The following is a 20,239-nucleotide window of genomic DNA, read 5'->3' as shown; positions in this document are numbered from 1 at the left end:
GTATATATACTAGCTTACATTAAGTAAGTGATAACATTTATCAAGGAGGATAACATGAATAAATCATTTGAAGTTGGCACATTACTTTTAAGAGTTATTACAGGTATTATCTTTTTCGTTCACGGTTTATCAAAGTTTCAAGGGATGGAGGGCACAATCCAATTTTTCGGCAGCATAGGCCTTCCAAGCTTTATGGCGTATGTTATCGCAGCGATTGAACTCGTTGGCGGAGTGCTTGTTTTCTTCGGTTTGGCTACTCGTATTGTGGGTGTTCTGTTTGCCCTCACGCTGATCGGAGCCATCATTACAGTCAAGCTGAAAGCGCCTTTCATGGGCAATGCAGAATTTGATTACCTTCTGCTTTTGACATCAATCCATCTGGCCCTTTCAGGAAGCCGATTCCTGGCCCTGGACTCATTGGTGTTTAAGGCGAAAAAGAGCGAAAACGTATCAGTATAAGAAAAGAGGCATACAGCATGATCAGCATTCATGAGGATACCAATATTGGCTATGTCAAACTCACAATCCGCAATTTGGAGCGTTCCCTTCGTTTCTACTGTAACGCCATCGGCTTCAAAGTCTTAAAAAAGACGGATCGCCAAGCTGAATTAACGGCTGATGGGAAACGCGCACTGCTTATTCTTGAAGAAAATCCAAGCGCCGTCGTCTTGCCTGAACGGTCTGTGACGGGTCTTTATCACTTTGCGATTCTTCTTCCGAACAGGAAGGAGCTTGGCATTACGCTCGCCCGCCTGATTGAACACGGCATTGCGATTGGGCATGGGGATCATGCTGTGAGTGAAGCACTCTATCTGTCTGATCCTGATGGAAACGGCATTGAAATGTACGCTGACCGCCCCCGCAGCACGTGGCAGCGTGATCCTGAAGGAAACTATGTGATGACGACAACTGCTGTTGACATTGAGGGTCTTCTTGAAGAGGCCGGAGATGAGCGGAAAGCAGCGCTTCCGAACGATACCATTATCGGACACATCCATCTCCATGTCAGTGATTTGAGTGAAGCAAAAGCGTTTTATACAGATGTGCTGGGCTTTGACATTGTCGGAAACTATGCGGGCATGTCCGCTCTTTTCGTTTCAGCCGGAGGCTACCACCATCATATCGGCTTAAACATTTGGGCGGGAAGAAACGCGCCGCCTAAACCGACAAATGCCAGCGGACTAGACTATTACACGGTTGTCCTGCCTCACCAAGAGGAACTCGATCAAGTGGCAGACCGAGTCAAACGTGCCGGATATTCAATCGAAGAAACGGAAAAAAGCTTCCGGGTGAAAGATCCTGTGTCAGGAGTATATATTGTCTTTATGATTTGACTGTAATCCCTTTGCCGAAAAAACGGCAGAGGGATTTTTGTTTTCCAGAAACTTCTGTCAAAAATGACCTGAGGCAGGTATGATAAGAAGGGAATTGGGTAACGGGAGTGATTGAGCGTGAAGGCTCTGTTTTTTACGAGAATGTTCACCTTGATGGTGAGCTGTTTAATGTATTTGTCCATTGTGAAAGAGAATAACTGGTTTGAATATGCATGGATTGCAGCAGGTGCTGCCGTGTATGCAGCCAATCATGTTTTACTGACAAAAGAGACAAATGCCTTCTGGTTTTGTCTGATTGATATCGCTGTCGGCTTTTCGTTTGGGTTCATCTTTCCCGGCACAGGCTTGTTCATTATCATGCTCTGTCCGGTTGCAGTCGCCTTTTTTCTGCGGGGATTTCAAAAGAGAACTGCTTGGTTTGTCTTATGTCTATGCCTGATTTTGTTTTTGATCGTCCTCATCCGTACATATATGATGTTCGGCAATGAATTTGTCATCGATCATTTGACCAGCATGACATTCGTTGTCTTCTGCGGTGTCGTCGGCAAATTAGTCCGCAAGCTGCTGGAGGCGCAGGATATAGCAAATCAGCAGTTTCAGGAATTGACGGAATCCCATCTGGCGCTGTCTGCTGCACATGAGGAGCTGCATTTATATGCGAAGCAGGTTGAAGAGCTGACAGCCATTCATGAGCGAAACAGAATGGCAAGGGACATCCATGATACAGTCGGGCACAAAATGACAGCCCTTCTCGTCCAGCTGCAGCTTTTGCGTGAATGGCAAAAAAGAGACAGCCAAAAAGCGGAGGAGACAGTCGGAATATGTGAAACGCTTGCCCGTGAAGCGCTTGACGATGTCCGCTTATCAGTGCGGACCCTGCAAACGGAAAACGATCCTTCGGTCATCGAATCGCTAAAACAGCTGACAGAGGACTTTTACAAAAATGCAGGAGTCACAACAGAATTTACGGTCAGCGGCGATCCTGCGCTGATCCCGCTTTCTCTTCATCCGACTCTGGTCAGAACGGTGCAGGAAGCACTGACCAATGCCAAACGGCACGGCGGCGCCACCGCCTGTTCGGTCCGGCTTGCCTGTACAACGGACGGCATCAGCCTTGTCATTAAGGATGACGGAAAAGGAAATCCCGAGGCGGCACTCGGATTTGGCCTCTTGAATATGAAAAAACGGGCAGCGGAGCATGGCGGAATGATACGCTTTGAAAGTGAACGGAATCAAGGGTTTACTGTCATCGCTGAATTTTCACTGGCTAATAAAAAATGGAGCTTCGGGCCTGCGCAGCAAAAGGAGAGTTTATCATGATTAAGATCATCATTACCGACGATCAGGATATCGTCAGAGAAGGACTGGCATCACTGCTTCAGCTTAGAGAAGAGCTTGATGTGATCGCAACAGCGCGAAACGGGCAGGAAGCCTTCGAAAAAGCGAAAGAACTTGATCCGGATATTGTATTAATGGACATCCGAATGCCGGTCTCCAACGGAGTTGAAGGGACAAAATTGATCACAAACTCTTTATCTGATGTAAAGGTTTTGATGCTGACGACCTTCAAGGATTCAGAGCTGATTGCAGAAGCGCTTGAAGAAGGAGCGAGCGGATACCTGCTGAAGGACATGTCAGCCGATACGATTGTAAAAGCGGTGATGACGGTTCAAGCTGGCGGAATGGTGCTCCCTCCGGACCTGACTGCTCAAATGCTGAATGAGTGGAAGCGTGAAAAACAGCTGAAAGGAATAAACGAGATAGAAAAACCGAAGGAGCTGCTCGACTTGACCGAGCGTGAAATCGAAGTTTTGGCTGAGCTGGGGTACGGGCGGAATAACAAAGAAATTGCCGAAAAGCTGTTCATTACAGAAGGCACAGTGAAAAATCACGTGTCGAACATTATCAGCAAGCTTTCTGTCAGGGACAGAACCCAAGCTGCCATCTATTCGGTCAGATATGGTGTATCTGTCTTTTGACATATGACGTTTTGCATATGCGTTTCTCTGAAAAGGCCTTTTCCAGGCCTTTTTTTCATGCCTTACATTCTATCCCCCGCTACATGCCGCACGACTTTCTTTTTTCTACAATGGCAATAGGATTACAAAAGGAGTGAAACGACGTGCTGCAAGCAGAAAACATCAAAAAGGCATATGGGAAAAAAACAATCGTGAAAGGCATTTCATTTTCCATCCAAAAGGGAGAGTCATTCGGTCTGCTCGGACCAAATGGCGCGGGAAAGTCCACAACCATCTCGATGATATCCGGACTCGTGCCGCATGACAGCGGGAATATCACAGTGGGCGGCTATGCCATCGGTAAAGAAACGGCCAAAGCGAAACAAAAAATCGGCGTTGTCCCGCAGGAAATTGCTTTATATCCTACGCTGACAGCCCATGAGAATCTGATGTTTTGGGGGAAAATGTACGGACTTACGCACGGTGAGGCCAAAAAAAGATCAGCGGAGGTTCTTGAATATGTCGGCCTGACTGAGCGGGCCAAAGATAAAATTGAAACGTTCTCAGGCGGAATGAAACGGAGAATCAACATTGGCGCCGCCTTAATGCACAAGCCCGAGCTGCTGATCATGGATGAACCGACTGTCGGTATCGATCCTCAATCGAGAAATCATATTTTAGAAACAGTAAAACAGCTCAATGAAACGGGCATGACGGTGATCTATACGAGTCATTACATGGAAGAGGTCGAGTATTTATGCGACCGGATTGGCATTATTGATCAGGGGGAAATGATTGCGATCGGCACAAAAAACGATCTGTGCAGCCGCCTTGGAGGAGACACCGTCATTCAGCTCACGGTCAGCGGGATCGATGAAGCGTTTCTTTTTGCAATCCGTTCTCTGGCTCATGTGAATGATGTGACAGTACATGAATCAAAGCTCAAAATTGACATTTCTGCAGCTCACCATGAGAAAGTCGTCACAAGTCTGCTTGCGGAAGCAGCCCTCCATCATATCAACCTGCTGTCTCTCCAGGTGCAGGAACCAAACCTGGAGCGCCTGTTTCTGAATCTGACCGGGCGCACTTTACGGGATTAGGAGGGACGGTAATGAAAAAAAGCTTATGGATCGCATGGAAAGATGTCAAAATCAGAATCACGGACAAAAAAGGGTTTATGATGCTTATTTTAATGCCGCTGATCCTGACCTGTATTCTAGGGGCGGCGCTCGGATCGGTTGTTGACGGAGGCAGCCGGATTGACGGCATCAAAGTCGGGTATGTCCAGTCAGACCAATCGGATGAAGCGAACATGTTTAAAACAGACGTGCTCAAAAAAATGAAGTCGCTAAAGGTCACACAAGCCAGCAGCGAAGATGAGATGAAGAACCTGCTCGCTGAAAAGAAAATCGATGTCGGCATCGTCATTCCGAAACATTGGGAAGCCGGCAAAACGTCAGCTTTTATTTATGCTGATCCCGATCAAACCATAAAAAGCTCCATCATCGAAACAGCCGCCGCATCTTTCATAGACCAATATAAAGCGGTAAAAGATGCTGCGTCGGCATCAATGGACTACATCAGCAAAACATCTGCTGTCAAACAAGGAAAACTTGATCCTTCACATTTTGCAGACAACCTAGTCCACAGGCTTGAAAAAGAAACGGGTGACAAACTTTCTATTAAGGAAAAATCAGTTGGCAGCAAGGCCGTTACCAGTTTTCAATACTATTCGGCCGCGATGCTTTGCATGTTTATGCTGTTTCATATGACAGTCGGGGCGAAATCTTTTTTACAGGAAAAGGAGACGGAAACGCTTGCCAGAATGCTGATGACGCCTGCGCAAAAATACGCCATTCTCATCGGAAAATGGCTCGGAACCTATCTATTTGCCATCATACAATTTTTCATATTTCTGATTGTCACGATCAATGTATTCGGTGTGGACTGGGGCGGCAATCTGCTGTTTGTGAGTGTACTCGGGCTTTCTTATGCTGCGGCTGTATCAGGCATTTCAGTGCTGCTTGCGTCGTGTATCAGCGACATGAAATCGGCCGATGCGATCGGCGGCTTCGGCATTCAATTGCTTGCGGTTCTCGGCGGGTCTATGCTGCCGCTGTACCAGTTTCCGGACTTCTTGCAGTCTGTATCCAAAGCGGTTCCAAATCGATGGGCGCTTGACGGCTTTCTTTCTTTAATGGAAGGGGGAGGCTGGGCTGATCTTCAAAAGCCTGTGCTTCTTTTTGCGGCGATCGGCCTTTGTTCACTCGTGCTTGGCATCAGACGGCTTCATACAAGATAAGGAGGTACACCAAGTGAAAAAAATCTTAGCCATTTGCGGCATTGAGCTTTCTCTCATTTTCAAGAAGCGGCAGAACTATTTGATGATGTTCGCTGCCCCGCTTTTGCTGACCTTTGTATTTGGAGGGATGCTCGGCGGCAATGACGGCAAGCTGCGGCTTGCGGTCATTGATCAGGACGACACGATTCTCTCGCAGCATTATATTCGGCAGCTGAAAACACACGATGATATGTATACATTTGAAACCATGTCTGAAAGCAAAGCATCAGAAAAGCTGAAACAAAAGAAAATTGCCGGGACCATCATCATACCCCGCTCGTTTCAGGCACAGCTCGAAAAAGGAAAACATCCTGAGCTAGTCTTCCGGCACGGCCCGGACCTGTCGGAAGCGCCGATGGCCAAACAATATGCAGAAAGCACATTGGCAAAGCTTAATATTCAGGTTACCGCGGCGAAAACGTCAGCTCAGGCAGCGGGGGAGAACTGGAAGGCGGCTTATCAAACGCTTTTCGCCAAAGATCCTAAAGATGCAGCACCGGCGGTAAAACGAAAGACATTCAGCGATAGTGAAAAAAATGCGGGCGCAAGTGACACAGCCTCCACAGCAGCGGGTTTTTCCATTCTGTTTGTCATGCTGACCATGATGGGGGCGGCGGGAACCATTTTAGAAGCTAGAAAAAACGGTGTCTGGCCGAGATTGCTTACGGCTTCCGTCAGCCGGGCGGAAATCGGGGCCGGGTATGTGCTGTCCTTCTTTGTCATTGGATGGATTCAATTTGGCATATTGCTGCTCGCAACCCATTGGCTGTTTGGCATCAACTGGGGCAATCTCGGTGCGGTTATTGTGTTACTATCATTTTTTCTGCTGACCGTTGTCGGCATCGGATTAATGGTTGCGGCCAATGTCAGAACGCCGGAGCAGCAGCTTGCGTTCGGCAACTTATTCGTTATCGCAACGTGTATGATAAGCGGAATGTATTGGCCGATAGATATTGAGCCGAAATTTATGCAGTCCATCGCTGAATTTCTTCCGCAAAAGTGGGCGATGAGCGGGCTGACTGAGATTATCGCTAACGGCGCGCACATCACAGATATTCTCGGCATCTGCGGCATTTTGTTTGCTTTTGCGGCAATTACTTTCGCAGCGGGGCTGAAAGCGCTCCGAGCCTAAAAAACATCTGCCTTTAGGGCAGATGTTTTTTGCATATTATAAACCATTGTGCCGGCTAAATACCCGGGCGGCCTGGCTGAACGCCGCCTTTATCACACCCTGTGTAAGTCAGCCTGCAGTCTCTGTTCCAAATGCTGTTTCACTGACGGCCAGTCACTGTCGATAATGCTGTAAAAGACCGAATTGCGGAATGTTCCGTCTTTTCTAATCATTTGGTTTCGCAATATGCCTTCTTTGACTGCTCCCAGACGTTCAATCGCCTTTTGCGATCTGATATTCCGCTCATCCGTTTTGAACTGCACCCGAATCGTGTTCAGCTGTTCAAAGCAATACTGTAACAGCAAATATTTGCATTCAGTGTTGACCGAGGTGCCCCACACTGAAGGATGGAACCATGTCCAGCCGATTTCAAGGCTTTTTGAAGCGGATGACATATATAGAAACCGCGTCGTGCCGACGATTTTGCCAGTCTCACGATGAATAATCACGAATGGAAATTCCGCGCCTGATTCCTTAGCTTGCAGCGCTTCCTCAACAAAAGCCTCCATATTATGCAGCGTTCTGATGGTTTTCGGTAAATGGGCCCAAATGTTTTCATCATTTGCAGCTTCATATAAACCTTCAATATGGCTTTTGTCCATCGGCACCACTCGGATCTGTTCACCTATTAATTCATGCAATGTCACTTTCATCGTTCCACCCCCGCTAAGTATTGGAGCAGCCTCAAGGCCGCACCCCGTTAATCTTTATCGATCATGGCTACTATTGATTCCAGCCAAGAAACGTAATTTTTTTCCCGCTCCAGCGCTTTCGTCAGCACAAGATAGTGGCCGAAGTCCGGTGAAGAAAACGACATCGGCTTTGCTGAGGCCATAAGCTTTTCATAGCTTTTCTGCAGGTCGGACAGCTTGGCCTTGCGTTTTTGAAGCTGGTCTGTAAATAAATCAGAAGCCTCCTGCTGCGATAGAGAAGAAATAAAATAAGCCTTCAGCATAAATTCGTCCTTCACGGTCTCCGGTATCGGCTGGTGGCGGATCAGCCAGTCATGAAGCTCCTGTTTTCCGCTGTCTGTCAGGGTGTACATCTTTTTCTCCAGCTTCGTGCCTTGAATTGTTGTCCGAAACGTAATAAACCCTTCATCCGTCAGCTTTTTGAGCTCGGGATAAATCTGGCTGTGTTTGGCGCTCCAAAACTGGCCGAGCTCCTCTTTAAAATAACTCGTAATATCGTATCCGCTCAATTCGCCTTTTCGCAGAAGCCCTAATATGGCGTATTTTAATACTCTCATGCAATCCTCCATGTCTATGGCTGTTTCACAAAAAAGATGAGCCTGTGCTCATCTGTGATCCTAACTGCCTATTCCCTTTATTATAGAAAAGGGAGAAAGGGAACACAACCTATGTCATGATTTCAGATGAAATTGTCTTCAGCAGCTTGTCTCGGTTACAAGAAGCGAGACATATCCAGCTTTATGGCATCGGTCATATTGGCTTGCTCTCTAACAGCCAAGTGAACGGCTATATCAAAGAAGGGCTGAAGATATCCATAAAAAAATCGGCTGTCTTCGTTACAGCTGGTTTTTTTGCATTTTTCCAGCCATTTCGTCTGAGAAGATACATCAAAAAGCCAGGGACTTTGATGTCATCTTAGTCAATCATACATAGCCGGATTTATGACATCAGGCACTTTTTGAAATTGGACAAGGCATGTTAAGGTACAACCATCGATTTTTAAAAATTTTAAATAAAAGGAGTGCTGTTATGCAAATTAAAGAAATTTTTATGATTCGCTGCATGTCGTGCTTGAGTGTCGTTTTGCTCCATATCATTTCAATGGTTCTGATGCTTCAGGCAGAAGCTCTCGCAAATATTTCTCACACTGTTGATTCTTTCCGCACACTCCTCATGTTCAGCACGCCCGCTTTCATTTTCATCTCAGAATTTTTACTCGCCCATTCTTATCCTGGCGGGGTGCCGGACGGTTTTTTTAAGAAGCGGGGAAAAATGATTTTCGTTCCTTTTTTATTTATCGCAGCCATCGATGCGCTGCTGATGACCAGTGCAATGGGGGAAGAAGTAACCTTTCTCGCGTTTGTGCAAAAATATCTGGCGAACGTATTGTTAGGAAACTTTATCGGATACTTCATTCTCGTCATCTTTCAATTTTACATTTTGCATATGATGTTTCATGAGTATTTGAAAAAAGCATCGCCGAAATGGGTGCTGTCCATCTCATTTGTAGTGACAGCCGCTTATTTAAGCTATTTCTCAGCAGTCAGCCCGGCTCCCGTAACAGAAGAGGGCGGGGCATTTCCATTCTTCTGGGTTCCATTCGCAGGCTGGCTTTTCTACTTTTGTCTGGCCTACTATTGCGGAAAAGAGTACAAGCGCTTTTTAGCGCTGCTGAATCAATATCGCTTAGTGATATACGGCGCCGCGCTTGCTTCTGCTGCGCTCGTTGTCACTGTTTCTTATGTCGGTGAAATCGGCATGATCAGCTCGAAACGGCCTGATATCATGCTGTATTCGACAAGCATGATTTTCTTATGCTTTCACTTTTTTTCTAAAATGAAGCATGTGCCGAAAATCATGATGTTTATCAGCAACTATTCCTTTTCGATTTATCTGCTCCATGCCTATTTTATGATCGCAGGCTATGTTTTGCTTACAAACATACCCGGAATTCCCGCCGTACCGGCAGTTCTCCTATTGTTTGCCGTGTGCACAGCGGGCCCGATCCTGACCTCATGGGCACTGAATAAATTCAAATACGGTTATTTATTTGTGGGGAAAATTTATCAGCCAAAACAGAAAAAAGCAACAGCAGAAGTGCGTGATCACGCAGGATGAAAACAAACGGCAGGAGAGAGGCTCCTGCCGTTTGTTTTATTTCCTATTCGTTTGCAGCACCGTTTTTAAATACAGCTTTGCAGATTCGGCAAGTCCAGATACATCAGCTTTTTCTTCATCAAAATAAAGGGCGCTTTGAATGATGCCGTCATTCATATTTAGGAAAAACTTCGCAATCGTCGCGAGAGGCTGCAGAGGCTGAAATTCCCCTTGCTCGATTCCTTTTTGCAATAGCTTTGAAAACCTTTCTATAAAAAGATCGTACCTTTTCTCCAAGTACAGCCGCCGTTCTTCATTCCTCCAAGCTGTCACTAAATATTCAAATTGAACCGGCGCCAGCGTATCTGCTGCATCACTAAGGCCTTCAGCCAGTTCATCCAAATAGCTTGAAATGGTGTCCCAAACACTTCGATGCTGCGCAGATTCATCAAGCTTTCGGAGCCCTTCATCAAGCCCGGCTTCAATAATACGGCGAAACATCTCCTCGGTGCTTGAAAAATAAAGATAGACACCGCCTCGGCTGAAGCCTGACTCTTCCACAACGTCCTTCATTGTCGTTAATTCGAACCCCTTTCGTTTAAAAACAGTTTTGGCAGCCTCTAAAATCTCTGCCTGCCGTTTATCCTTGTGTTCCTTTGTTACTTTCGGTGACAAGATATCGCCTGCTTTCTGCAACTTTCTTACCTACAAGTGTAATCAACCCGACCATGATCAGCAAGCAGCCGCAGACAAGAAAAGCAAGTGATACACCGATCCATTCCGCAAGCACGCCCCCGCCCGCCATGCCGAGAATAGAGGCGAGAGTCGTCGCGCTTTGAATGGCGCCAAACACCCTGCCGCTGTATTCCACAGGCACTGTTGTCTGCACGAGAATTTGAAATGGAATATGGACAAGGCCGAAAGCAGCTCCCATGATGAAAAAAGCGAATATAAAAAGAATGATGCCGGCAATTCCCATGCCGCTCAGAAATGGCGCACTTCCAGTCGCTATTCCAAGAAGAAAGGCCCCAGCTGAGAAATAAAGCAAATAAGAAGTGATACTCCGTTTGCCGGCGATTACGGCTGTAAGGAGCATACCGGCTCCGCTTACGGCCATGCACCAGCCAGCCAGCTCGGGAGGAGCGCCAGAAAAGGAACGGATGAGAATGATTGCCTGCGAATCACCAATCTGCAATACAAAGAGAACAACACAAGCAGTGAGCAAGCCTGTTAAAAGAAGCGGCATCCGTTTCAATAACTGAAAGCCTTCTTTCATCGAAGCAAGTGCCGGCGTTTTTTCTTGAGGTGCAAGGGCTTTTTGTAAAAAAGCATCTCTCGGTAGGAAAAACAAAATGACAGCGGAAAGAAGAAAGGCCCCGGCGTTGATATAGAAAACAGAATGTAAAGAGACAGCGGCGATCAGCATGCCGCCGAGGGCAGGACCGAAAACTTTAGAGCTGTTATCAATGATGCTGCTGATGGAAACGGCTTGTTGAATGTGCGCTTCCGGTGCCAATTCCTTAAGCTTTCCGTTTTTAGCGGGTGAAAAAAGCGAAGAAAAACAGCTTTGAAGGCTCAGCAATAGGTAAAGCTGCCAAAGCTCACTGACATAAACGCAGCTGATAACGGTGAGGGAACGGCCGATTTCAGACAGAAACATGACCATTTTTCTATCAAAACGGTCGGCAAGCAACCCTGACACAGGACCGAGTACAATGACAGGCAAGGCAAATGACATCATTAAAAACGACATATCTAATGGAGAAGCGTGCAGCTGAAAAGCGGCTAACGTTAGCACGGCTAAAATGTGAAGCCAGTCTCCAAGTGAAGAAATGGTTTGCGAGGCTAATAGTGTCATCAATCCTTTGTGATGACGAAACAACGATTTTTCCATGATTCATCCTCCTAATAAATAAAAATGACACGTGTGTCGTTTTTATTGTAGGGGAAAAACCTGCCATATACAATCTTTTTCTTGTAAAATAAAAGAGAATCGTGAACAGAAGGGAGAACAGCCATGACAACATCCAATCTAAGCTACCCGATAGGGGAATACAAACCGAGGGAATCCGTATCTAAGGAGCAAAAAGTAAAATGGATTCAAGCGCTTGAAGAAGTGCCGGCCAAGCTGAAGCAAGCCGTTGAAGGCATGACGGACAGCCAGCTTGACACACCGTACCGGGACGGGGGATGGACCGTTCGGCAAGTTGTCCATCATTTGGCTGACAGTCATATGAACAGCTATATTCGATTTAAATTGTGTTTGACGGAAGAGATGCCGGCCATCCGTCCGTATGATGAAAAGGCGTGGTCGGAGCTAAAGGACTCGAAAACAGCGGATCCGAGCGGTTCACTCGCGCTTTTGCAGGCGCTTCACGGGAGATGGACGGCTCTTCTCCGCACTCTGACGGACAAGCAATTTCAACGCGGTTTTTATCATCCTGATACAAAGGAGATCATAACCTTGAAGAACGCGCTCGGGCTGTATGTCTGGCACTCACATCACCATCTCGCCCATATTACGGAGCTTTCCAAACGGATGGGGTGGTCTTAAGGCTTTTGCCGGTGTGAAGCCGGCAGGCTGATCGCCGCAATCACCAGCAATGAGATCACAGCGGCTGCAGCATATAAATGGCCGTAACCGCTGGCAACACTTGCATGAATGGCATCGCTTATCGCGGTTTTGACTTCAGGAACAGGAATGCGTTCGATTTGTTCTTGTAAAGAAGAAATATTGGAGCTGTCGATCTGAGGCAGCATGTGCATTGCCTTCTCTGATTGTCTGCTGTCTGATAAGCGGCTCTTAATCTCATCACCGATTTGGCCAAACCCGGCTGTGATAAAACCGGCATAAAGAGTAGGCGCCAATGTCAGTCCAATTTGTCTTACTAATGAAAGCGTGCCGAGCGCTGTGCCCTTATTCGTTTTAGCCGCTTCTGATACAAGAACGTTCAGCGGAGCGCCTAATAAAAAGCCAAAACCGATTCCAGCTGCCACACTTGCGATCACAAACTCCCATTTCTCCGTCACCCAGAGAGGAAATAAAGCAAATCCCGCACATGAAATGATTCCCGAAAGAACAACGGTTTTCACCGGCCCTTTTTTGTCGGTGAGCGCTCCGCCGAGCCAAGCGCCGATTCCGGAAGCCAACGCCAGCGGAGTCATCCAATAGCCTGCTTTCGCGGCAGGGACGCCCAAATACTGCTCGACATATGACGGGATAAAAATGACCGCCGCCAAGAGTCCGCCGGATAACAAACCGATGATAAGCGTACGCTGAAACATATTGTTCCGCAGCAGAGAATACGCCAAAATCGGATCGCCCCCGCGCATTTCAACCCGCTTTTCAAACGAGATAAGCGCTGCGAAACAGAGAATGCCAAAAACAATACATCCATACACTTTTGGATCTCCCAAACTGTTTAAAAGGTTTGCTCCGTCAAGATTCGTCATGCCGTACATCACAGCTAAAATCGACAGGGACAGAAGGAAGATTCCGGCCGTATCGAGGCGTTTAGCTTCAGGCGCTCTCGTTTCCGCAATAAAACAAGCACCGAAAACAACCAACAGCACGGCAATCGGCAAATTAATCAAAAACAGCCAATGCCAAGAACCGGTCCAATCAAGCAGAAAGCTTCCGATATTTGGTCCGAGGACAGCGGCCATCCCGTTCATCGCGCCTAGCAGCCCGAGCGCCTTTCCCTGCTTTTCCTTTGGAAGGGTCGCGAGAATGTGCGAGCTGCCGATAATGAAAATCCCGCCGCCTCCAAGCGCCTGAATCAAACGTGAGATCAGAAAGATCGGGAAGCTTTGGCTTAAAGAAACGAGTAAAGAGCCAAGTCCGAACAGACAAACCTCAATCAGAAAAAGTCTCTTCCTGCCGTAGCGGTCGGAAAGCTTCCCGACGATTGGCACACTGACGCTAAGACCGAGCGTATAAAGGGTAATGCCCCATGATCCCCAGGAAGGGGAAACGGTAAACGACTCATTTATCGTTGTTAACGCAGCCGAAATAATTCCATTATCCAGCGCAGCCATAAACACCCCGATGGTAAACAGGCTGATCGCCCATTTTTGGCTTTTTGGCTTTGCCGATGCATCAGACATATTCATCACTCCCTTTTGTTCACTTAGAATATATTATTCATTTAAAGTGAACTAAATGTCAAATAAAAAAAGTCTGCCTAGACAGACTTGAAGATTTATTCTTTTTTCGCTTTCTCCAATGCTTTGGAAAGGATAGACAGCCCTTCGGAAACAGCCTGCTTTTCTTCAGGAGTCAGAAGTTCCAATGAGCGCTTTAATTTCAGATGGCCCTTTTCATAAAGCCCCCGAAAAATCCTCTTTGCATTCTCTGTCAGCTGAACAACTACTGAGCGGCGGTCCTCTTCAGAATGTGAGCGTTTGACAAACCCTGATTTCTCAAGGCGGTCAAGCAGCCCTGTTGTATTCGACAGGGAAGCCCCCATTTTTTCAGCAATCTCGCTGACCTTCAATGTTCCATGGTTGTTTAATAGCATCAGCACTTTCATTTGCGGCATGCTCATATCCAGCTTCATCCATTCGGACACATCGCCGAGACCGGCAGAAGTTAAGACTTTCATATAGAGCACCCATATTTCCCGTTCCTCAGATGAAAGAATGTTTTCGTTTAATACCGTTGTATCATGTAAATTATATTCCATATCATCACTTCCTCATCATTCGCTCCACTTATCATATTACTCGATTTTCACTCCTGAAAGAAAGTAAGGAGAAACTGCATTCGGGACTTTGTCCGAAAAATAACGGTAGTGTATAATGAGTTGGAGATTATTGGGGGAAGATGATCGAACAAGAATATGATTGGAGAGACCATTGCTGATTAAAAAGAATGCTTTATCAATTTTAAAAATCGCTTTTCCTATTGCTGTTTTATTATTTGTTATTTATCAATCAAAAAAAGAACTGACAAATCTGTCATTCAAACGCACGCTCATGGTCATCAACGGGCTGGAACGAACGGACTTATTCATCCTTGTATTGATTGGCTTGCTGGCTGTTGCGGCTATGTCGCTGTATGATTACGTCTTGAAACACTCGCTGCGCCTTTCGATGACAAACGGAAAGGTATTCAGGGTTTCCTGGATCGCCAATTCATTTAATAATGTGCTCGGGTTCGGCGGTTTAGCCGGAGTCGGGTTAAGAATGATGTTCTATAAGGAGCATACGAAAGACCATAAGGCGCTCGTGAAAGGAATCGCCTGGCTTACGTCATCTATGCTGCTCGGGTTATCTGTTTTCAGCATTTTCGTCGCTGCGCGGGTGCTGCCAGTGAATGAAGTGATCCAAGAAAAGCCTTGGCTGTGGGCAGTCGTTATCGGTTTCGCGCTGATTTTGCCGCTATCCTTGGCGGTGGCCAAAATAAAAGGCCGCAAAGCCGGAGACGAAGAAAATGAGGATAAAGTGAAAAATCCGATTTTCGCTTATATCGGCGCCTCTGTAGCCGAATGGCTTATGGCTGGAGCCGTCATCTATTTTGCTTTGTTCGCTATGGGGATTCATGCTGATATCAGGTATGTATTCGGAGTGTTTGTCATTGCGGCGATCGGCGGGATGATCAGCCTCGTGCCTGGCGGTTTCGGCTCGTTTGACCTTTTGTTTTTGCTCGGTATGGAGCAGCTTGGCTATCATCAGGAAGCGATTGTTACGTCAATCGTTTTGTACAGGATCGCTTATTCGTTTATTCCGTTTATTTTGGGGCTGTTCTTTGCTGCCGGCGACCTGACCGAAAATACCATGAAACGGCTCGAAACGAACCCGCGCATCGCACCGGCTATCGAGACGACAAACGTTCTGCTTGTTGTTCAGCGGGCGATATTAGTGAGAATTTTACAAGGTTCGCTTTCGCTGATTGTATTTGTTGCCGGTCTGATTGTCCTGGCTTCAGTCTCTTTGCCGATTGACAGGCTGACCGTCATCCCGCACATTCCGCGCCCGGCTCTTTTGCTGTTCAACGGCCTGTCCCTAAGCTCAGCGCTCATTCTGCTGATTTTGCCGATCGAGCTTTATAAACGGACAAAACGTTCCTATACGATGGCCATTACAGCACTTGTCGGCGGGTTTGTGTTCAGCTTCTTAAAAGGGCTCAACATCAGTGCGATATTTGTACTGCCAATGATTATCGTATTGCTTGTGCTCTTGAAAAAACAATTTGTCCGGGAACAGGCATCCTATACGCTTGGCCAAATGATATTCGCCGTGGCGCTGTTTACTGTGGCGCTCTTTAACTACAATCTGATCGCGGGCTTTATTTGGGACCGGATGAAAAAGGTGCTGCGTCACGAATATTTCGTTCACAGCACCTCGCATATCACCTATGCAACCATCATGGCGATCATCATTGTGCCGCTGTTCTTCTTCATATTTACAGTGGTGTATCATAAAAGAACGAAACCAATTGGAGAGAAAGCTGACCCTGATCGTCTTGCTGCGTTTCTTAATGAAAAAGGCGGCAACGCGCTGAGCCACCTCGGTTTTCTCGGAGATAAGCGGTTTTATTTTTCAAGTGACGGTAATGCGCTGCTTCTGTTTGGGAAAATCGCCAGAAGGCTGGTTGTGCTCGGCGATCCGTCAGGCCAAAGAGAATCGTTCCCGCTCGTGCTGGAAGAGTTTCTGAACGAAGCGCATCAAAAGGGATTCAGCGTTTTGTTTTATCAAATTGAACGAGAGGACATGGCGCTGTATCACGACTTTGGCTATAACTTCTTCAAACTGGGCGAGGAAGCCTATGTGGATTTAAACACATTCACCTTGACTGGGAAGAAAAAAGCCGGCCTTCGGGCGATCAATAACCGCTTTGAGCGAGAGGAATATACCTTTCATGTGGATCATCCCCCATTTTCAGATGCATTTTTGGAGGAGCTGAAACAAATCTCAGACGAATGGCTCGGCTCGAAAAAGGAGAAAGGATTCTCGCTCGGATTTTTTGACCCGTCATATTTACAAAAAGCGCCGATCGCCTATATGAAAAATGCAGAAGGAGAGATCATCGCATTTGCAAATGTCATGCCGATGTATCAGGAAGGGGAGATATCGGTCGATCTGATGCGTTACCGCGCCGACGCCCCGAACGGCATTATGGATGCATTGTTCATCCGCATGTTTTTATGGGCGAAGGAGGAAGGCTGCACGTCATTTAACATGGGAATGGCGCCCTTGGCCAATGTGGGCACCGCCTTTACATCCTTCTGGTCCGAAAGATTTGCCGCTGTCATTTTTAATAATGTCAGATACATGTACAGCTTCAGCGGCCTCAGAGCCTTTAAAGAAAAATACAAACCGGAGTGGCGCGGCAAATACTTGGCGTACCGGAAAAACAGATCTCTTTCTGTCACCATGTTCCTCGTCACGCGGCTGATCGGTAAAAGCAAAAAAGACTCCGTCTAACCAGACGGAGTCTTTTTTATTTCGTTTTTAAGAAATAGGTTTCAATATCATTAAGCAGAGCGTTTGCGGCTTTGATTCCGCCTGCGGTTGTCCATACGACGTCATCGACTTCATGGGCATTACCTGACTTTACAGCCTTCAGGTTTTTCCATAGTGAACTGCTTGTCCACTGATTGGCCCATTTTTCATTTTCCTTTGCATGATCGGCTTTATAGGTGAAATAAAACAGCACATCAGCATCCATGTCAGGAATCGATTCTTTACTGTCTGTTGAGAACGTAAATTGGTCCTTCTGCTTCTTGAACAGCTCCGCCTGTTTTTCAGGTCGTTTGAAGCCAAGCTGGTCTAAAATAATCCCCGAGAATGAATCGGTATAATAAATTCTTGACTCACCGGATAAAAAGCGTACGACAGAAACAGTTTTATTTGTCTGATCGCCTAGTTTGTCTTTCAAATCAGAAACGCGTTTATCAAAATCGGCAATGACTTCCTTGCCTTTGTCCGCATTATTTACCGCGTTGGCGTACAGAGTCAGGTTATCCTTCCAGTTCCCGGCCAAAGATTCAGCGAAAACGGTCGGCGCAATCGCATGTAACTGGTCATAAATTTTTTCCTGGCGCACTTTGTTTCCAATAATCAAATCAGGCTTTAATTCCGCGATGGCTTCCACATTCGGTTCTGTTTCAAGACCGACGTTTTTCACACCTTTCATGTCATCTTTCAGATAGTCATACCATGGGTCGCCTTTCCATGACTTTACGGCGCCGACAGGTTTAATGCCAAGCGCTAAGAGCGCCTCTGTTCCTTCATTTGTTAAAACCACAACCCGTTTGGGGCTGACTGGAATGTTGTCTGATGTCCCCATTGCATGTTTGACCGTTCTTGTTTTGCTGCTTGATCCCTCACTGCTGCTTGAACTTTCTGAACTATTGCAGGCAGAAAGCACGATAACAGCCATTAAAAATACGAATAGCATGCTGATATGCTTTTTCATCTTTTTCCTCCCGATATTGAAATTCATTATCATTTAGATCATAATAAGCAGTGTTGAGAGTGTCAATCCTTAATTGAGGAATATTCTCAAAATCACCAATACATAGTAAATAACTAGGAGAATGAAATCATGATCTGCAAAAAGGCATCTTCAAAATGGATTGTGTTAATATGTCTGATTTTGATGTTACTAGCGGCTGTCTGCGCAAGCATTGTTTATGGCTATACAGGTACGTCATGGGGACAGGTCTTTCAGGCGTTTACTTCTTACAATGGTACAAATGAGCATGTCATCATCAAAGACGTCAGACTCCCGCGTGCACTAGTTGCCACAGTTGTCGGTGCCTCGCTTGCAGCCGCGGGCGCTCTCATGCAGGCACTCACTAAAAATCCGCTTGCGTCACCGGGGATTTTCGGCATTAATGCCGGTGCCGGTTTTTTTATTGTTGCCGGATCGTTTTTTCTCCATATTCAATCACCTCAGGCACTGGTATGGAGCTCGTTTCTCGGGGCAGCATTTACCGCTGCAATCGTGTATGCTGCAGGCTCGCTTGGAAGGGAAGGGCTGACCCCAATCAAACTGACGCTTGCTGGGGCGGCCATGGCAGCCATGTTTTCTTCTCTGACACAAGGCTTGCTTTCTGTTAATGAACTCGAGCTTGCTCAAGTGCTTTTTTGGCTGACCGGCTCTGTACAGGGGAGGAGTCTGGATCTGCTGATAACGATGCTCCCATATGCGGCCGCGGCGCTTGTCATCAGTTTCTTTCTTGGCCAAAAAATCAATCTTCTCGTTATGGGAGAAGATGTGGCAAAAGGACTCGGCCAGAAAACGGGTCTGCTGAAATTTGTGATGGCCCTTTGTGTTGTCTTGCTTGCCGGATCTGCTGTCGCCATTGCCGGACCGATTTCCTTTATCGGCATCATTATTCCGCACTTTGCCCGATTTATCGTCGGGAATGATTATCGCTGGGTTCTGCCCTTTTCCGCTGTTTTGGGTGCGGTTTTGCTTGTTGCCTCAGATATCGGAGCGCGGTATATCATTATGCCTCAGGAAGTTCCGGTCGGGGTCATGACGGCTATCATCGGCATGCCTGTGTTTGTGTACATCGCAAGAAGGGGGGCAAAGCTATGAAACTTCGTTTTGGCGTTACCGCGGCTGAAAAGAAAGCATGGATCGTTTTTTTGGTTCTGCTTGGATTAACAGCGGCTGTACTGATGATAAGCGCCGGTTTCGGACAACGGTTTATTCCGCCTTGGGATGTGGCAAAAACATTCTTTGGTGCTGGCTCCAAGCTGGATGAACTGATGATCATGTCATTCCGCATGCCGAGAATTTTGACCGCTTTATGCGCCGGCGTCTGTTTGGCAGCGGCAGGCGCGATATTGCAGGGGCTCGTCAGAAATCCTCTGGCATCTCCTGATATTATCGGAATAACGGGAGGAGCGGCGGCAGCGGTCGTGCTTGTGATGATGTTCTTTTCAGACCGCAGCAGTTCACTTGCGATCAGTCTCTCATGGCTTCCGGCGGCCGCATTTATCGGCGCCTCGGCTGTCGGACTCATCGTCTATTTCCTGGCATACAAAAATGGCGCCTCCACATTCCGGCTGGTGCTTATCGGAATCGGATTTTCAATGTCGGCGCAGGCCATGACCACTCTGCTGATGATCAAAGGCCCGATTTACCGGGCATCACAAGCCAATGTGTATATCACTGGATCAGTATATGGATCAAACTGGCAGCATGTAAAAATAGCAGTTATCCTATCTGCCATTCTCTTATTTATTTGTTTTATCGCGCTGAAACATATGAATATACAGATGCTGGGCGAAGATATTGCCGCGGGTGCTGGCAGCGCCGTGCAGCGCAATCGTTTTTTCTTGCTCCTTTTGAGTACGGCTCTTACGGGCTGCGCGGTTTCGGTAGCCGGCACAATCGGTTTTGTCGGGCTGATGGCACCACACATTGCAAGGCGCCTCGTTGGCTCGTCTTATGGCGCGCTGCTCCCGGTGTCGGCACTCATCGGGGCGCTGCTCGTTTTAACTGCTGACATTGTCGGCAGAACCTTATTTGCTCCGGTGGAAGTGCCAGCCGGTGTGTTTACAGCGGCTATCGGCGCCCCTTATTTTATTTATTTGCTTTATAAAACGAGAAATTCTTGATCACGAATCCCATTTTCCAACAAAAGAAAATGGGTTTTTAAATTGGGTGAAAATTCATAATTATT

The 20,239-nt window shown here is 46.8% G+C and carries 19 protein-coding genes and 1 pseudogene; 13 read left to right on the top strand and 7 right to left on the bottom strand.

Features of this window, described 5'->3' with window-relative positions:
* Window positions 1-54: 54 nt before the first annotated feature.
* The 7 genes from catD (at window position 55) to lnrN (ending at window position 6,765) form a co-directional block, all read left to right on the top strand.
* The gene (gene catD, locus V756_RS0116925) at window positions 55-459 is read left to right on the top strand and encodes a DoxX family oxidoreductase CatD (protein ID WP_024715706.1); all 405 of its coding nucleotides are present in this window, start codon (window positions 55-57) and stop codon (window positions 457-459) included.
* A 17-nt stretch (window positions 460-476) separates the two neighbouring features.
* Window positions 477-1,334, top strand: coding sequence for a catechol 2,3-dioxygenase (gene catE / locus V756_RS0116920; protein ID WP_024715705.1), 858 nt, complete (start codon window positions 477-479; stop codon window positions 1,332-1,334).
* Between the two features lie 117 nt (window positions 1,335-1,451).
* Window positions 1,452-2,654: a sensor histidine kinase gene (locus V756_RS0116915; RefSeq protein WP_024715704.1), complete on the top strand. Its 1,203-nt coding sequence runs from the start codon at window positions 1,452-1,454 to the stop codon at window positions 2,652-2,654.
* Complete coding sequence (gene lnrK, locus V756_RS0116910; protein ID WP_024715703.1) at window positions 2,651-3,313, top strand: two-component system response regulator LnrK; 663 nt, start codon at window positions 2,651-2,653, stop codon at window positions 3,311-3,313. Before V756_RS0116915 ends, lnrK begins: the two co-directional genes overlap by 4 nt.
* 143 nt (window positions 3,314-3,456) lie before the next feature.
* Window positions 3,457-4,392, top strand: coding sequence for a linearmycin resistance ATP-binding protein LnrL (gene lnrL, locus V756_RS0116905; RefSeq protein WP_024715702.1), 936 nt, complete (start codon window positions 3,457-3,459; stop codon window positions 4,390-4,392).
* A gap of 11 nt (window positions 4,393-4,403) precedes the next feature.
* Window positions 4,404-5,594, top strand: coding sequence for a linearmycin resistance permease LnrM (gene lnrM, locus V756_RS0116900; protein ID WP_024715701.1), 1,191 nt, complete (start codon window positions 4,404-4,406; stop codon window positions 5,592-5,594).
* Window positions 5,595-5,607: 13 nt separating this feature from the next.
* Entirely contained in the window at window positions 5,608-6,765 is a 1,158-nt protein-coding gene (gene lnrN, locus V756_RS0116895) for a linearmycin resistance permease LnrN (protein WP_024715700.1), read from the top strand.
* A 92-nt stretch (window positions 6,766-6,857) separates the two neighbouring features.
* Here the strand turns inward: lnrN and V756_RS0116890 are convergent, their stop codons facing one another.
* Together V756_RS0116890 and padR are read right to left on the bottom strand one after the other, a co-directional pair.
* Window positions 6,858-7,457, bottom strand: a complete 600-nt coding sequence (locus V756_RS0116890) for a GNAT family N-acetyltransferase (RefSeq protein ID WP_024715699.1) — start codon at window positions 7,455-7,457, stop codon at window positions 6,858-6,860.
* A gap of 47 nt (window positions 7,458-7,504) precedes the next feature.
* Entirely contained in the window at window positions 7,505-8,053 is a 549-nt protein-coding gene (gene padR / locus V756_RS0116885; RefSeq protein WP_024715698.1) for a transcriptional regulator PadR, read from the bottom strand.
* A gap of 125 nt (window positions 8,054-8,178) precedes the next feature.
* On the opposite strand from padR, the pseudogene V756_RS1000000123670 reads away from it, so the two are divergent.
* Window positions 8,179-8,301, top strand: a pseudogene (locus V756_RS1000000123670) (esterase); the annotation flags it as partial.
* Between the two features lie 224 nt (window positions 8,302-8,525).
* Window positions 8,526-9,614 (top strand): acyltransferase family protein, encoded by a 1,089-nt coding sequence (locus V756_RS0116875; protein WP_024715696.1) that lies wholly within the window; start codon window positions 8,526-8,528, stop codon window positions 9,612-9,614.
* Between the two features lie 36 nt (window positions 9,615-9,650).
* Here the strand turns inward: V756_RS0116875 and V756_RS0116870 are convergent, their stop codons facing one another.
* Window positions 9,651-10,268 carry a TetR/AcrR family transcriptional regulator gene (locus V756_RS0116870; RefSeq protein WP_024715695.1) on the bottom strand — a complete coding sequence of 206 codons (618 nt, stop codon included), beginning with the start codon at window positions 10,266-10,268 and terminating at the stop codon, window positions 9,651-9,653.
* Complete coding sequence (locus V756_RS0116865; RefSeq protein ID WP_024715694.1) at window positions 10,234-11,487, bottom strand: MFS transporter; 1,254 nt, start codon at window positions 11,485-11,487, stop codon at window positions 10,234-10,236. The genes V756_RS0116870 and V756_RS0116865 overlap by 35 nt, the downstream gene beginning before the upstream one ends.
* A gap of 123 nt (window positions 11,488-11,610) precedes the next feature.
* On the opposite strand from V756_RS0116865, the gene bstA reads away from it, so the two are divergent.
* Window positions 11,611-12,147, top strand: coding sequence for a bacillithiol transferase BstA (gene bstA / locus V756_RS0116860; RefSeq protein ID WP_024715693.1), 537 nt, complete (start codon window positions 11,611-11,613; stop codon window positions 12,145-12,147).
* Here bstA and V756_RS0116855 read toward each other — a convergent pair.
* Together V756_RS0116855 and V756_RS0116850 are read right to left on the bottom strand one after the other, a co-directional pair.
* Window positions 12,144-13,700, bottom strand: coding sequence for an MFS transporter (locus V756_RS0116855; protein ID WP_024715692.1), 1,557 nt, complete (start codon window positions 13,698-13,700; stop codon window positions 12,144-12,146). The genes bstA and V756_RS0116855 overlap by 4 nt on opposite strands.
* 95 nt (window positions 13,701-13,795) lie before the next feature.
* A complete protein-coding gene (locus V756_RS0116850; protein ID WP_024715691.1) occupies window positions 13,796-14,278 on the bottom strand; it encodes a MarR family transcriptional regulator in 483 nt (160 codons plus the stop codon).
* A gap of 172 nt (window positions 14,279-14,450) precedes the next feature.
* Here V756_RS0116850 and mprF point away from each other — a divergent pair, with 172 nt between their 5' ends.
* Window positions 14,451-17,021 (top strand): bifunctional lysylphosphatidylglycerol flippase/synthetase MprF, encoded by a 2,571-nt coding sequence (gene mprF, locus V756_RS0116845; RefSeq protein ID WP_024715690.1) that lies wholly within the window; start codon window positions 14,451-14,453, stop codon window positions 17,019-17,021.
* A gap of 16 nt (window positions 17,022-17,037) precedes the next feature.
* Here the strand turns inward: mprF and V756_RS0116840 are convergent, their stop codons facing one another.
* Window positions 17,038-18,015 (bottom strand): ABC transporter substrate-binding protein, encoded by a 978-nt coding sequence (locus V756_RS0116840; protein ID WP_024715689.1) that lies wholly within the window; start codon window positions 18,013-18,015, stop codon window positions 17,038-17,040.
* A gap of 129 nt (window positions 18,016-18,144) precedes the next feature.
* Between V756_RS0116840 and V756_RS0116835 the strand changes: the two genes are divergently transcribed.
* Both V756_RS0116835 and V756_RS0116830 read left to right on the top strand, forming a co-directional pair.
* A complete protein-coding gene (locus tag V756_RS0116835) occupies window positions 18,145-19,146 on the top strand; it encodes a FecCD family ABC transporter permease (protein WP_024715688.1) in 1,002 nt (333 codons plus the stop codon).
* On the top strand, window positions 19,143-20,174 hold the full coding sequence (locus V756_RS0116830) for a FecCD family ABC transporter permease (protein ID WP_024715687.1): 1,032 nt from the start codon (window positions 19,143-19,145) through the stop codon (window positions 20,172-20,174). Before V756_RS0116835 ends, V756_RS0116830 begins: the two co-directional genes overlap by 4 nt.
* Window positions 20,175-20,239 lie beyond the last annotated feature (65 nt).

The sequence above is a fragment of the Bacillus tequilensis KCTC 13622 genome (genome assembly GCF_000507145.1).
GTDB lineage: Bacteria > Bacillota > Bacilli > Bacillales > Bacillaceae > Bacillus > Bacillus tequilensis.
The sequence above is the reverse complement of the archived record's forward strand: the minus strand, read 5'-3'. Positions and strand labels throughout refer to the sequence as shown.

What these genes read in the sequence shown, in the direction of transcription:
- catD (WP_024715706.1), top strand. Translation starts at nt 55, where the DNA reads ATGAATAAATCATTTGAAGTTGGCACATTACTTTTAAGAGTTATTACA.
- catE (WP_024715705.1), top strand. Translation starts at nt 477, where the DNA reads ATGATCAGCATTCATGAGGATACCAATATTGGCTATGTCAAACTCACA.
- lnrK (WP_024715703.1), top strand. Translation starts at nt 2,651, where the DNA reads ATGATTAAGATCATCATTACCGACGATCAGGATATCGTCAGAGAAGGA.
- lnrM (WP_024715701.1), top strand. Translation starts at nt 4,404, where the DNA reads ATGAAAAAAAGCTTATGGATCGCATGGAAAGATGTCAAAATCAGAATC.
- V756_RS0116890 (WP_024715699.1), bottom strand. Translation starts at nt 7,457, where the DNA reads ATGAAAGTGACATTGCATGAATTAATAGGTGAACAGATCCGAGTGGTG.
- padR (WP_024715698.1), bottom strand. Translation starts at nt 8,053, where the DNA reads ATGAGAGTATTAAAATACGCCATATTAGGGCTTCTGCGAAAAGGCGAA.
- V756_RS0116875 (WP_024715696.1), top strand. Translation starts at nt 8,526, where the DNA reads ATGCAAATTAAAGAAATTTTTATGATTCGCTGCATGTCGTGCTTGAGT.
- V756_RS0116865 (WP_024715694.1), bottom strand. Translation starts at nt 11,487, where the DNA reads ATGGAAAAATCGTTGTTTCGTCATCACAAAGGATTGATGACACTATTA.
- bstA (WP_024715693.1), top strand. Translation starts at nt 11,611, where the DNA reads ATGACAACATCCAATCTAAGCTACCCGATAGGGGAATACAAACCGAGG.
- V756_RS0116855 (WP_024715692.1), bottom strand. Translation starts at nt 13,700, where the DNA reads ATGTCTGATGCATCGGCAAAGCCAAAAAGCCAAAAATGGGCGATCAGC.
- V756_RS0116850 (WP_024715691.1), bottom strand. Translation starts at nt 14,278, where the DNA reads ATGGAATATAATTTACATGATACAACGGTATTAAACGAAAACATTCTT.
- V756_RS0116840 (WP_024715689.1), bottom strand. Translation starts at nt 18,015, where the DNA reads ATGAAAAAGCATATCAGCATGCTATTCGTATTTTTAATGGCTGTTATC.
- V756_RS0116835 (WP_024715688.1), top strand. Translation starts at nt 18,145, where the DNA reads ATGATCTGCAAAAAGGCATCTTCAAAATGGATTGTGTTAATATGTCTG.
- V756_RS0116830 (WP_024715687.1), top strand. Translation starts at nt 19,143, where the DNA reads ATGAAACTTCGTTTTGGCGTTACCGCGGCTGAAAAGAAAGCATGGATC.